This is a genomic window from Haloimpatiens lingqiaonensis (assembly GCF_901447495.1).
GTDB classification, from domain to species: domain Bacteria; phylum Bacillota; class Clostridia; order Clostridiales; family Clostridiaceae; genus Haloimpatiens; species Haloimpatiens lingqiaonensis.
This window is the reverse complement of record NZ_CABDWS010000034.1, coordinates 19032-32976: the sequence shown is the minus strand read 5'-3', so window position 1 is coordinate 32976 and position 13945 is coordinate 19032. Positions and strand designations below refer to the sequence as shown.

The window sequence follows — 13945 nt, the reverse complement described above, 5'->3', positions numbered from 1 at the left end:
AGTTAGCTTTGCTATACTCTTTTTTAAGTAAAACTAAATAAAAACCATAATATAATAAGTGCTCCGCACTAAAATAATATTAGTGTTATTGAAAAACTTATTGGAAATTAGTTTCCGAATTCACTCAATAATGTATTCTTAGGAATACCTATAACTGTAGCAGGTATGTTCGTTGCTTTATATTCATTAGCAACTATTAATCGTAATTCTAACGCAATGCTTTCCATTATATTATTAATATCTTTATCTTATTTAATGGTAAGTAATTTAAAATTCAAAAAAGTATAATAGCAAATATAAAAAATTATCTCAAAATAAACTTATTTTGAGATAATTTTTTTATTCACTAAGTTTAAGCTCCTCATCAATTTCTGTAAGTATATAGTCATATTGTAATTTTTCCTTTATAACATCTGATTTTAATTTGCAATACTCTGAATAATTTCCCTCTATATGATCTAAAGTTTTAACTATATCATCAATTATATCACCTAATTCATCTGCTCTTTTTATGGCCTTTCTCACATCGCTTTTACTAGATAATGCAATTTTATTTAACTCATCTGCTCCCCCTACTAAAAGCCTATAAGAATTTACTAGTTTCAGCAATAAGTCAGCTAGGTTATTTACATCTATAAAATAATTATTGATAACTCTTCTATTAGTCACATAATCACCTTTATAACTCTTGTTATATAAAATTATATATGTGAAATGTAAATATTATTACTACATTGTCCAAATGATTTCTTATCTTATATAATAATAAGCCAATGTTATAATTATATATACCGCTCCCAAAATAGCTCCCTCAAACCAATAACTTTTTCCATCTTGAAATACCAAAAATGACATACCTATGGCTAAAACACTAATTATTATTTCAAAAGAGGAAAATACAAGAGTTAGCGGTTCTAATAAAACACAAGATAAAATAGTCAATAACGGCGTAACAAATAAAGATATTTGTATACTAGAACCTATGGCTGTTTCTATACTCATGTTTATCTTATTATCCAAAGCACACATAACCGTAGTTACATTTTCACCAATGTTCCCCAAAAGAGGTATGAGTATTATTCCCAAAAATTCTTGAGAAACCTTTTTAGTTTCCACTAAGGTTTTTACATTAAATATAAGTTTTTCACTTATAAAATACAGCATAACAGCTATGAAAATTAATTTAATAACTGTTAAAAATAACTTTAATTTATTCTCTACCCTCTCTTCTTCCTCAACTTCTTCCCCGTCTACCAAGAATAAATTTTTATGAGTACAAAATGAAAATATTAACCCAAGCAAATAAACAAATATCAAAACTAAAGATACTTTTACACTTATAGACTTTAAAGCCTCTTTTCCCAAAGGATATATGGTATACCTATTTAATGCACTTATGATTATAATAGCGGACATGGCTAAAATAAGCATATTAAAATTAGTTCTAGCTATTATTTTATTAAATCTCTGTTCCCTATACTTTAGTCCCCCAACTATAACTGCTATACCTAATCCTAAAAGCATATTACTTATTATGGATCCCAATAAAGCTGCTTTAGCCATAGGTATCATGCCATATTTAACAGACCAAATTCCCATCATTAATTCCGGTATATTTCCTATGGTTGCTGCCAGCATGCCACCTTTTTTTTCGCCTAGATAGGTAGACATATTAGAAGTAACATCTCCTAATAACACTGCTAAAATAACAACCAGCATACAACTGCTTATTATATTTATAATATAATATGGAGTGTTTAATAGTATTAATAGTACTACTAAGGATACTGCTATAATTACTTTTTTATTTTTCTCCATGCTTATCCATCCTCACTAATTTTCTCCCTATTACTTTATTCAAATTAGTAAAAAATTGTGACGAAAGTGGCATAGGAAAAATTTTAGAATGTAAAAAAGAAAGATAACATAATTTAACAACGTGAAATTTTGTTATCTTTCTTTTTGGACTTAACTTAAATCTTTTATTGGCGGCAGCCAGGTTAAATATATAAATAATAAATATTAAATATCAATTAATGTGGATTTTCTTCATTTTATTTAGAAAATCTTTAATTTATAAGAAAGAGCTCATAATATTTTTTTAGGCGGAGTCGTTCGCTTAGTCACCGATCCATAATTTCCAGTCCCTCCATTCCAAATGTATTAAAGGCTAAAACTCCTTAAGGAGTTTTAAGAAAATATAAATTCAAGAAATTCCATAGGAATTTCAACATTATTTGATATTTATATATTTTCGGTGGCTATAACCAATAAAAGACTCATGAAAAACAAAATATAGAATTCAACTTTAAGTGTAGAGTAAACAATAAAACAGCAAACTCTTTTATGATAATTGTCCCTAAAAGTATGATATAATTGAAAAATAAGTTAATTTACGCTAATTTAAAGTTAAAATTTTTAAATAGAAAAAATTATATAGGTTTATTTTTTATAAAAATTTAATATACTATAAATAAGAAAAGCTTAGTGCGTCAACACTAAGCTAAATCTTAGAACATTTATTTTGTTTTAGGGCTATTGGATGAAATTAATATAATGATAATTAAGAAAAGGTGCTAATCTTGTGAGTGATATGCTCCCTTTATGGTAGACAGTTAAAATAACAAAACTGTTTCCATGAAGGGAGTATATTTTTATGAGTAGAAAAGAATAGGAGAATGGAATTTAAATTGCACTTATTTTATGAAATAAATAAAAACTGGCGAAATATAGTATATTCGTAAGCGTCAAAGTTTTAGCACCTTTAATAATTCCAAGAATAGTATTAAAATATCCTAGTAAGGCATATTAGCGTTACTAGGATTAATTTTATTTCTTTTCTTTAATTTTCATATTTTCAGGGATCTTATGAGACCAAGGCATGAGATTCTCTATACTTTCGTTATCTTTTATATCTATTTTTGATAGATTATCAAATAGATAAACCAAGTATCTTTCTACAACTAAATTATTAGCCTTGGCAGTTTCAACAATACTATAAATATTGCTACTTGCAGTTGCACCCTTAGCAGTATTTGCAAAAAGGAAGTTTTTTCTACCTATTACAAAAGGTTTGATAGCTCTTTCAGCAGCATTATTATCAACTTCTAAAGAACCATCTAATAATACATTTTTTAATCCCGGTAAATGCTTTTTAGCATACTCAAGTGCCTTACCTAACGGACTTCTTGGAAGAGCATCTTTTATTTCTCTTTCAACATAATCAATAAAGTTATCTATAATTGGGGCTAGTTTCTCAGCTCTTATTTTAAATCTAATATCACAATAATTTTCATCACTTGAATAAGATTCTCTAAGTTCTTTTTCAAGCTTATAAATTTGCTCACAATAATTAAACCCTATTACTCCTCTAGAATTTTTTAGGGCTTCTTTATCTAAATCTACTATTATATTATGAAAGTATCTTCTTATGTGAGCCAAGCAGTATACTCTTGTAGCTTCGCTAACGGAATTGTATCCATTATATCCATCCGTTTGAAGAAAACCTTTAAAATCTCCTAAGAAATTCTTAGGGCAAGAGCTTGATCTAGTGCTCTGATAATCATATAAGATCACAGGCTTAGAGTTGGTATTACTCATATATAACCACATGTACTTTTTAGCTTTAGAAGCCTTGCCATTATCATTAATTACCTTTAAGGTTGTTTCATCAGCATTAATATAATTACGGCTAAGCAATTCTTTTTTCATATGGTTATATATTGGCTCCAAAGCATCTGCTGCAGACATAGTCCAATTGCATAGAGTCTGCCTTGAAAGAGTAGCACCCATCATATTAAAGTAAGTTTCTTGCCTATATAGTGGCATTGCATGTTGATATTTAAGTATTAGGGTATGTGCAATTAACTCATTTGAGGCCATGCTATTATAAAAAATAGTTTTAGGTGTTTCTGGTGAAACTATTTTACTTTCACCAGTGGCTCTTTCGCATGTTTTACAAGCATAGCTATAAACAACATGCTCCTCAATTATTAATTTAGCAGGAATGTATTTAACAACTTCTTTTCTAGATTTAACTCCGATAGGAGTAAGTTCTTCACCACATTCCTTGCAGTTAAGATCCTCACCTTCTAATTTATGTTCAACAACAACTCTTTCTAAATTAGCTAAATTGTCTTTCTTTCCAGTATAATTGCTTTTCTTGGCTCTTTTATATGTAATTTCCTCTAAAGTAGGTTCTTCTACCTTTGAATCACTATGTTTTTCAGCTTCGTTAAAAAAAGATAATTGGTTAGCATCTACTTGTTCACTGGATGCTCCGAATATCTTTCTATTTCTATTAGATATAACACCCTTTAAAAATGCTATCTCATTTTTAAGTTGTTGGATTTCTTTATCCTTTTCACTTAATTCTTCTTTGTTATTATTAATCTCTTCTTCCATTGATTCAACTTTGCTAATTAATAATTTAGTAGCTTCATCAAGTTCATTGTTTAAAATTTTGTGACTCATAGTTACCCCTTTAGCTTTATTTGATATTTCTATTATACCATAAAACCCTTGAAATTACTAGGTTTCAAGGGTTAAAAGTTGATATTTTTTTAATAATAGTTACTTGCTTTTACAGGTTTAAATTTAGATTTTGTTCTTACTTCATAGCCTTTTAAAAGCCAACGTAATTCATCAACATTAATCTTTAATGCATCATCAGCTGTCGCTGGCCATTTGAAGCGATTAGCTTCTAAACGATGATAATATAGCCAAAAGCCTTCATCAAAGTGAAGAATTTTTAATTTATCCATTTGCTTGTTACAAAAAACAAATAATGCTTTATCAAAAGGATCTAACTTAAATTGATTTTGCACTATCATAACTAATCCATCAATACTTTTTCTTAAATCTGTGTAGCCGCAGGCAAGATAGACTTTTTCTACCTTATCTATATTTAACATCTTAGAATTAACTCCTTAATTATTGCTGTTATTAAAGTAGCTTCGCTAACAGGAATAAGTATATTAGCATTGCCTACATTAATTTTCACTTCTTTTAATGTGGATTTATCTTCTTTAATATTATCAATTTTACTATTCAAAGAAATAGCCTGAAAAATAGTTTCTTTACTTTCATTACTTTCATTTACTTTTTCTATCCTTTTTTTATGGTAATAAAATTGACTCTTATTAAGGTTATTTTCAGCACAGAAATCTTTCACTGTTATTGTATCTTTAACAGAGTTAAATTTATTTAAATATTCCTCCCAGGTATCATTATCTAATTTTCTATACATAAGTAAACCTCCCATTGATAATCTTTTACTTAAGTTTATCAATGAGAGGATATGTTTTCTAGATACTTAATTTTTTACGCTTACGTATATTCTATGATAATTTTACAAATGAAAAAATTGAGAAGCACATTAAAATGTGATATATTGTTAATGTTAAAAATTATGTTTAAAATATTATATTTCCAATAATATTAATAAATTATTAATTTAATAATAATTTATTAATAGGGATATTTGGAAAGATCATATTGTAAAATTTTAAAGGGGGAAAGATTATATGCTAAAAAACAAAAGGATTTTTTCAGTGATCATAAGTGCTTCTTTATTGTGTGGAGCTTTAAACGTAACTCACGTTTTTGCACAGGACACTAATACAGTAACTACAAGACTATCAGGTAATGATAGATATGAAACTTCATTGGCTATTAGTAAGTCTGGTTGGGGACATGCTAATACAGTTATTTTAGCCACTGGATCAAATTATCCGGATGCATTATCAGCAGCACCATTAGCAAAATCAAATGATGCTCCAATACTACTAACAGAAAAAAATGCACTAAGCTCAAACATTATAGCTGAAATACAAAGATTAAAAGCTACAAATGCTATTTTAGTTGGTGGAACAGGTGTTATAAGTACAAATGTAGAAAATCAGCTGAAAAATATTGGAGTTAATTTTACCAGGATTGGTGGAGTTAATAGATATGAAACATCAAAATTAGTAGCGGAAAAATTGGGTACAAGCAATGGAATTATAGTAGCTACAGGTTTGGATTTTCCAGATGCACTATCAATAGCCCCAATTGCAGGAATTAAGTCCATGCCTATTTTATTATCCCCAAAAGATGGATTAGACCCAAGTGTAGCATCATTTATTAATGGTAAAAGTATACCCGTTTCATATATAGTTGGAGGAACAGGCGTTTTAGGAGATAAAGTAGCTTCAAGTGTACCAAATAGTAAGAGACTTGGTGGTAAAAATAGATATGAAACTAATCAAATTATTAATAATGAATTTGTAGGAAATATTAATTCAGGTACAGTTTTTTTAGCAACAGGAAATGATTTTCCAGATGCACTGAGTGGTTCAGCTTTATCAGCTAAAAATAATGCTCCAATTATATTATCAGACAAAAATTCAATTACAGAAGATGCTCTTAATTTTATAAGGAGTCAAAGTGTAAGAAATGTAACCATTTTAGGTGGAACTGGCGCCATTAGTGGAACTATACAAGATATACTTACTAATACTATTAATAATAACATAGTTATTCCAGCATCAGTAAGCTTAAATAAAACCACGGATACACTTTCAATAGCTAATACAGATACTTTAATAGCTACAGTATTACCATCAAATGCTACAAATAAGAATGTACAATGGAGTACATCAAATAGTAATGTAGCTACAGTAGATGCTGCAGGAAAAGTAACGGCAATAGGTGTAGGAACAGCAACAATAACAGTAAAAACAGTTGATGGGAATAAAATTGCAAGTTGTGACATTACAGTTATAAATCCAACAATTACCTCAATAGATGATATTTCAGTTAATGTAACGCAAAATGATAGTTATAGTTTGCCAAATTCAATAACTGCAAATATGAGTAATGGTACAACAAAGCAAGTTCAAGTTACATGGAAACCAAATATTGTAGACACAAGTAAAGTGGGCACATATATCTTTACTGGAACGGTATACGGGTATGATAAAGATGTTTTATTAACATTAAATGTAAAAAGCTACACTCCTAATCTATATATATATAATTATTCAGCTATTACAATAAATAATGTTTGTAAACAATTATCTCTTAATATTAATAATAATGGCACTAAGCCTATTTCGATAAATAAAATCGAAGTCTACGAAAAAGGTAAGATTGTAAATACTTACATTAAGAGTGATTTGATTAATTCAGGTATTTCAACAGAGATCGCACAAGGTCAAACTTGGGGCATGTCAATTAGTTATAAATTAGGAATATGGCTAGATAACAGTTATGTAAAATATTACGTGGAGTCTAATGGGAGTAGCTATGAATATACAATAAATATATCGTAAGCGATAAATTAACCAGTGTATGCAAAAATACAGGTGCCATCCGGCTAAGGATGACATTTGTAAATTATCAACTAAAATTGGTTCTTCGTCAAATTTGATGATTTTTAAAAATCATCAAATTTAACGAAGAACTCTAAAATTTACCCCTTTTTTGAACTATTCGCCAAAAGGTGGACAAAATCATGTTAATTGACTAAAAAGATCTCTAATAAGAGAGATTGCCTGTAATATTCTTTGTATTTTATAAGCTGTACTTTTTTATATTGTGCAGGTGTAATAAAACATATCTTCTTTTGGATCCTTTCATTGTTGTAGTACCTTATAAATTCCTTTATTGCATTAACCATCTCAACATCATTATTGATCTTTATTAAAGGATTACAAAGAACCTCGCTTTTAAGTGTGCAAAAAAAACTTTCCATTGGTGAATTATAGATTGGAGTCTCTTTTCTCGATAAACTTTGTATAAAATTATTGGCTTCTAGAATCTCTTTAAACATACCTGATGTGAATGCACAAATGTCCCTTCGGGAAGTGCGTTATCCTTTATATCTAATAATGGATTAACTGCTACTTTTAATGTTGCATTGTAACTTATACCCCAGCCCTCTATCATGTTAGTGCATAAATCTTTATTGTTGATAAATACTTATTCCACTTTTTTTAATAACAGTAACTTACTTTGTGCCTTTTTTATATAAATATTAAACCTCACTTAATGATGTTACGGAGAACCGTATCATAAGTAATGAAGAATTAATAAAATAGAAAATAATTTTCAAATGTTAGACAAATAGTAATTTGACGCACATCATCAACAAGGAAAAACTGAAGATTTTTTCGAGTCTTGGATGTTAGAAAATCACAAGTTATAAGGATTCCACCTATATTCGCATAATAAGGGATAGACCTTTTGATACTTTGCAAGTAGGATTTTAGTATCAAAAACAAAGGAGTGTTAAATATGAACCAATTATCTATAGGCAAATTTATTGCACAAAAGAGAAAAGAACACAATATGACACAGGAGCAACTTGCAGAAAAAATAGGCGTATCAAATAAGTCTGTTTCAAAATGGGAAACAGGAAAATGTATGCCTGATTACAGTGTGGTGCAAGAACTATGCAAAGAGCTTGAAATAACAGTTGCAGAACTAATGGACGGAGAAAATAGTGTACGCATATACGATGAGAAACAGATTATGGACCTGTTAAAAAGGACGCAAGATTTAGAGCAACAAAAAAATACTATGTATGGGATTTTACTAATTGTAATGGGTATTGCTTCCTTGGCTGTTTCTCATAGTATTGGTGGTTCTGATGTAAAAGATTTTTTTGCTGGATTACTTTTGGGGTTATCTGTTGGAGAAATGCTGGTTGGTGTTTATTGTCTGGGAAGAAGTTTAAGCAAAAGATAAATTTCCAATTTATCCAACAATTAAAGTTATACATACTTATGTATAAATCCTATTCATACCTAAGTATTTATCCTGGCTATCGCCAATAAAAGATTTTTAAAGCCCTTAAAAACAAGCTATAATTATTTAACTACTTCATTTAGTTAAATAATTATAGCTTGTTTTACTATTACATTTATTTAATTAAAGATTTTTCGTAACATAGTGGAGGAAAATCCTCCTTCAGTAGGCGTTTCCCACCCACCAAGCAAGTACTCTGTAACTGAAAAATCTGCTTTTAATGGAGTGATAAATGTGAAATTTAGGACTATTGAACTAGCCTTAGAACTTCTTTATTTGTCCATTTAAAGCACCGTTAAGAAGTTTTCATTGCCTGAGCGAGGAACGAGTGAGTTTGAAAACTTTAGGGGCTTTAAATGGACAAATATTAGAAGTTCTTGGCGTATTGTTCAAGTCCAAAATTTCACATTTATCACGGAATTAAAAGCAGATTTTTCCTATAGCACTTACTTCACAATCTATTCTTATTTTCCTAGAACTTGTTCTTTTAGTTTTAATCCAGTTGGAGTAATTGCAAGACCTCCAAGGGCTGTTTCTCTAAGTTCACATGGAAGTTGCTTTCCTACTCTATACATAGCCAAAACTGAATCATCAAAAGGTATCTTGCTCTTTACCCCCGCCATAACTAAATCTGCAGTAGTAAGAGCACTTACTGCCCCTGCTGCATTTCTTTTAGCGCAAGGTACTTCTACAAGGCCTGCTATAGGATCACATACTAAACCTAATATATTCTTAATAACAATGGAACCAGCATCTAAAGCCATGTCTGGAGTTCCACCCATCATTTCTACTACAGCAGCTGCTGCCATAGCTGCAGCTGAACCACATTCTGCTTGACAGCCACCTTCTGCTCCAGATAGTGTGGCATTTTTAGCTATTATTATACCTACGCCAGATGCAGTTAATAAGGCCTTTACTAACTCTTCATCGGTTTTATTTAACTTTTCTCCTGCAGATATTATAACTGCTGGAAGAATACCACAAGAACCAGCAGTAGGAGATGCTACTATTTTACCCATGGCTGCATTTACTTCTGAACAAGATATGGCCCTAGCCATAGCTTTAACCATAAATTCTCCTGTTAGGGTTTTTCCACTTTCAGAGTATTCTTTAAGTTTCTTTGCGTCTCCACCTATAAGCCCACTTATAGATATTACCTCTCTATTTAAAGCTTCTTTTGACGCTTCCTGCATTACGTGAAGATTTTTTAACATTCTATTGAATATTTTTTCTTTACTTACTCCTGTTTCTCTACTTTCTTCTCTTAAGGTATATTCCCATATGGTAATATTTTCTGTATTACATATATTTGCAAGTTCTCTACCAGTATCTACAAACATCTTATTCTTCTCCTTCCATTACAGGATTTATAACTTTTATACTTACTACTCCTGGAACTGATTCTATTTTGCGTATTACGCTTTCAGGAACAAGACTGTCTGTTTCAAAAGTCATGGTAGCTTTGGAACCTTTACTTTCCCTGTAAACTCTCATAAATGCAATATTTATGTTTTCTTCATAGGTTAAGCTAGTTATTTTTGAAATTATTCCCGGAGCATCCTCTTGTTCAATTATTACTGTAGGATAATCCCCTCTAAATTGTACTTCCCTTCCTTGAACATTGGAAACTAATATATTTCCTCCTCCCACAGAGGAACCAGTGACTTGTACTGTCTCTCCATTTTCCTTAGTTATAAGGAATTTAACTGTATTAGGGTGTACATCTCCTAAATCTGCCTCTTCAAATTCTATGTCTAAACCTTGATCCTTTGCTATTTCAAATGAATTTCTAAGTCTTTCATCCCAAGGTTCCATGCCCAGTATACCAGCTACTAATGCCCTATCTGTTCCATGGCCTCTATATGTTTTTGCAAAAGAACCATGCAATAAAAATTTCACTTTTACTATTTTTTGCCCCGCTATAACACTTGCAATTTTTGCTAACCTAGCAGCTCCAGCAGTATGTGAGCTGCTTGGTCCTATCATTATTGGCCCCACAATATCAAATACACTAAAGTTTTTCATTTGTATTCTCCTTTTTTAGTGATAAATATTTTAGAATTATGGTGTTTTTGCGTTATTTAAATTTATATTATGCAGTATATATTTCAAATCCTTATAAAATATATGCTAATATAATTATAAATTAAATTTAGAATTTGTCACTATTTTTTAATAATATTTTAATACTCATAAAAACAGCTTCCACCAATGAATTCTCTTAGTATAGAGTTATCTGGAACATATTTACTATCTAAATCTTTAAAAAACTTTAAAAAACTTTTTAATCTTAATGCCTCATAATAAATAGGACTATCTGATTTCACATTATTTAGCTGCTCTAATGCATATTTTTTTAATATACACAATTCATATACCAGTGTAGAATTAAACATCACATCTGCTTCCTCTTGAAATACAAATATATTTTTTTCCTCCCCACGCTTTATAGATGGCCACATGGCCAAGGTTTCTTCTGCTGCATATCCTCTTGATAAATAATCCCGTACCATCCTTCTTATTTTTCTTACGTCAGTGGTGGCTATTCTATTGTGATTATCTATATTTAATTGTGTAAGGGCACTTATATATATTTTAAATTTATTGTCTTTTGATATGGTTGAAGTAAGTTTTTCATTTAAACCATGAATTCCTTCTATTATTATTATGCCATCCTTAGGCATTTTCAATGTATTTCCCAGCCATTCTCTCTTTCCTGTTTTAAAATTAAAGGTAGGTATCTCTACTTCCTCACCATTTAATAGTCTATTTAATTGTTCATTAAATAACTCTAAATCCAAAGCTTCTATGGATTCAAAATCATAATTTCCATGTTCATCCTTTGGTGTTTTATGCCTATCTACAAAATAATCATCTAATGATATAGGTATAGGCATGAATCCATTAACTCTAAGTTGAATTCCAAGTCTTCTTGAAAAAGTAGTTTTTCCTGAGGAAGATGGACCTGCAATTAATACAATTTTAACTTTTTCTCTTTCATGAATCATGTCAGCAATATTGGCTATTTTCTTTTCGTGAAGCGCTTCTGCTACCCTTACCATGTTTATAATATCTCCATTTTCTACTTTATCATTTAAAGCACCTACATCACCTACATGAAGTATCTTTCCCCATTTTTCTGTTTCATAAAATATTTTTGCCAGTTTAGTATATTCATCATATGGTGGTATAGTATTTATATCCTTTTTCGTTGGAAATCTTAAAATAAAACCAGGATTATAATACATTAAATCAAAAACCTTTATTACTCCTGTAGAATATGCCATAGGTCCATAAAAATAGTCATATCTATCATCTATTTTATAAAGACTTACCACATCTTTATCTACATGATTCAATAGTCTAACCTTATCCTCCATAGAATATTTTTTAAATATATCTATAGCTTCCTTTTTCTTTATACTTACCTTTTCTATTTTTATATTTGCATTTACTATTTCCTGCATTCTATTTTTAATTCTTAAAACATCCTCTTCATTTAGCTTCTCTTCCTTATGCACTTCTCCAAATATTCCTTTACCTAAAGAATGTTCTATAGTCACAGAGGCTTTTGGAAAAATATCATATACTGCTTTTATTAAAACAAATTGAAGACTTCTTATATATACTGACATACCCATATCTGTGGAAATATCCATTAATTTAAAATTCCCTTCTTTTTCAATAGGAGAATTAAGTTCAAATATATCTTCATCTATCTTAGCTAAAATAAATGGAAATTCAGTAGATATATTGTTTTCTTTCATAAATTCATAGAAACTACAGCGCTTTTGTGCTTTTAATTTTTCGCCGCTTTTCAATATTATTTCTAGCTTATTCAAAAAATCATCTCCTAAAATTTAGTGTTAATAATATTATACTTTAAAGTTTATTAAAAGTAGCTATTTATATGTTATATTTTTGTTACTTTAGATTAAAACTATAACTATATGGGAGGTATTAATTATGTTTGTTTTAATTTTTAGAACTATAATTCTATATTTTATATCTATTTTAGCTCTAAGATTGATGGGCAAAAGGCAAATTGGTGAATTGCAACCCTTTGAATTAGTTATAGCCATTATGATATCAGAACTTGCATCTATGCCTATGCAAGATAGTAGAATGCCATTAATAAATGGAATAATACCTGTTCTAACTTTGCTTATTATCCAAATTATAATTTCTGTAGTTCAATTAAAAAGTGAAAAAGTTCAAAAACTAATTTGTGGTAAACCAAGCATCCTTATAGAAGATGGAAAAGTAAATATTCAAGAGCTTAGACACCAACGAATAAACTTAAATGACTTAATGGAGGAGCTTAGATTAAATGGATATTTTAACTTACAGGACATTGAATATGCTATTTTAGAAACCAGCGGTCAACTTTCCATAATACCTAATTCTCAATTAACTCCAGTAAAAAAGGAGGATTTAGGTATACAAGTGCCCCAAGAAAAATTACCTATAACATTAATTTTAGATGGTAAAATCAATAGTGAAAATTTAAATAAAGCAAATAAAACCATGGACTGGTTAAATAATCAAATATTTAAAAATAACATATCCTCTGTGGAAGATGTATTTATAGGATTGTTAGATTCCAAAGGCAATTTCTATTATCAACTTAAAAATAGCTTGGAGAGTGATAAATAATGAAAAATATAGTAATTTCATTTTTAATATTTGTGTGCATGGTATTCGGAATGATTTATTCTACTAGATATATGACTTCTGTATGCAATAATCTTTTAGATAAAAACTCGAAGTTGGAAAAAATCATAAAAGCTGAATCTTGGGATAATGGATATAATACTTCCGTAAACCTATTAAATACTTGGGAAAAAGAATATGATAAATTAACAATATTTGTACATCATGAAAAAATAGATGCTATAAACAATGAATTACTTCAGCTAACACAATACGTTAAATGTCACGATAAATCTGAATCCTTAGCTAAAATTCATGTAATAAAAACTTATTTAAAAAATATAATAGATTCTGAAAAAATTAATATGCAGAACATATTTTAAAACACATACAGTATATTATTAGAACATATAGATACTCAGCAAAATTTAATATAAAAAGTAATACATATTAAAAATAATAATATATGTTAAAATTTTAGAATATATTTAAACATACATTT

The 13945-nt window shown here is 29.3% G+C and carries 13 protein-coding genes; 4 read left to right on the top strand and 9 right to left on the bottom strand.

Annotated features, from left to right (window positions below; translation table 11 throughout):
* Positions 1–339: 339 nt before the first annotated feature.
* From FGK85_RS08345 to tnpA, 5 genes are all read right to left on the bottom strand, one after another.
* A complete protein-coding gene (locus FGK85_RS08345; protein WP_138205558.1) occupies positions 340–669 on the bottom strand; it encodes a hypothetical protein in 330 nt (109 codons plus the stop codon).
* 81 nt (positions 670–750) lie between these two features.
* Positions 751–1818, bottom strand: coding sequence for a calcium/proton exchanger (gene cax / locus FGK85_RS08340; protein ID WP_138205556.1), 1068 nt, complete (start codon positions 1816–1818; stop codon positions 751–753).
* A gap of 1011 nt (positions 1819–2829) precedes the next feature.
* On the bottom strand, positions 2830–4473 hold the full coding sequence (gene tnpC / locus FGK85_RS08335; protein ID WP_138205554.1) for an IS66 family transposase: 1644 nt from the start codon (positions 4471–4473) through the stop codon (positions 2830–2832).
* Positions 4474–4562: 89 nt separating this feature from the next.
* The gene (gene tnpB / locus FGK85_RS08330; protein ID WP_138205552.1) at positions 4563–4913 is read right to left on the bottom strand and encodes an IS66 family insertion sequence element accessory protein TnpB; all 351 of its coding nucleotides are present in this window, start codon (positions 4911–4913) and stop codon (positions 4563–4565) included.
* On the bottom strand, positions 4907–5248 hold the full coding sequence (gene tnpA / locus FGK85_RS08325) for an IS66 family insertion sequence element accessory protein TnpA (RefSeq protein ID WP_138205550.1): 342 nt from the start codon (positions 5246–5248) through the stop codon (positions 4907–4909). The genes tnpB and tnpA overlap by 7 nt, the downstream gene beginning before the upstream one ends.
* Before the next feature lie 277 nt (positions 5249–5525).
* On the opposite strand from tnpA, the gene FGK85_RS08320 reads away from it, so the two are divergent.
* A complete protein-coding gene (locus tag FGK85_RS08320) occupies positions 5526–7313 on the top strand; it encodes a cell wall-binding repeat-containing protein (protein WP_138205548.1) in 1788 nt (595 codons plus the stop codon).
* Between the two features lie 185 nt (positions 7314–7498).
* On the opposite strand, the gene FGK85_RS15850 is transcribed toward FGK85_RS08320, so the two are convergent.
* Entirely contained in the window at positions 7499–7735 is a 237-nt protein-coding gene (locus tag FGK85_RS15850) for an IS3 family transposase (RefSeq protein WP_423244910.1), read from the bottom strand.
* Between the two features lie 542 nt (positions 7736–8277).
* On the opposite strand from FGK85_RS15850, the gene FGK85_RS08310 reads away from it, so the two are divergent.
* Entirely contained in the window at positions 8278–8730 is a 453-nt protein-coding gene (locus FGK85_RS08310) for a helix-turn-helix domain-containing protein (protein ID WP_138205544.1), read from the top strand.
* A gap of 524 nt (positions 8731–9254) precedes the next feature.
* Here the strand turns inward: FGK85_RS08310 and sdaAA are convergent.
* From sdaAA to FGK85_RS08295, 3 genes are all read right to left on the bottom strand, one after another.
* Positions 9255–10130 (bottom strand): L-serine ammonia-lyase, iron-sulfur-dependent, subunit alpha, encoded by an 876-nt coding sequence (gene sdaAA, locus FGK85_RS08305; protein WP_138205542.1) that lies wholly within the window; start codon positions 10128–10130, stop codon positions 9255–9257.
* Between the two features lies 1 nt (position 10131).
* Positions 10132–10815 carry an L-serine ammonia-lyase, iron-sulfur-dependent subunit beta gene (gene sdaAB, locus FGK85_RS08300; RefSeq protein ID WP_138205540.1) on the bottom strand — a complete coding sequence of 228 codons (684 nt, stop codon included), beginning with the start codon at positions 10813–10815 and terminating at the stop codon, positions 10132–10134.
* Between the two features lie 158 nt (positions 10816–10973).
* Complete coding sequence (locus tag FGK85_RS08295) at positions 10974–12632, bottom strand: nucleoside kinase (RefSeq protein WP_423244909.1); 1659 nt, start codon at positions 12630–12632, stop codon at positions 10974–10976.
* Between the two features lie 124 nt (positions 12633–12756).
* On the opposite strand from FGK85_RS08295, the gene FGK85_RS08290 reads away from it, so the two are divergent.
* Positions 12757–13446 (top strand): YetF domain-containing protein, encoded by a 690-nt coding sequence (locus tag FGK85_RS08290; RefSeq protein ID WP_138205538.1) that lies wholly within the window; start codon positions 12757–12759, stop codon positions 13444–13446.
* The gene (locus FGK85_RS08285) at positions 13446–13826 is read left to right on the top strand and encodes a DUF4363 family protein (RefSeq protein ID WP_138205536.1); all 381 of its coding nucleotides are present in this window, start codon (positions 13446–13448) and stop codon (positions 13824–13826) included. The genes FGK85_RS08290 and FGK85_RS08285 overlap by 1 nt, the downstream gene beginning before the upstream one ends.
* The last annotated feature ends 119 nt before the right edge of the window (positions 13827–13945 follow it).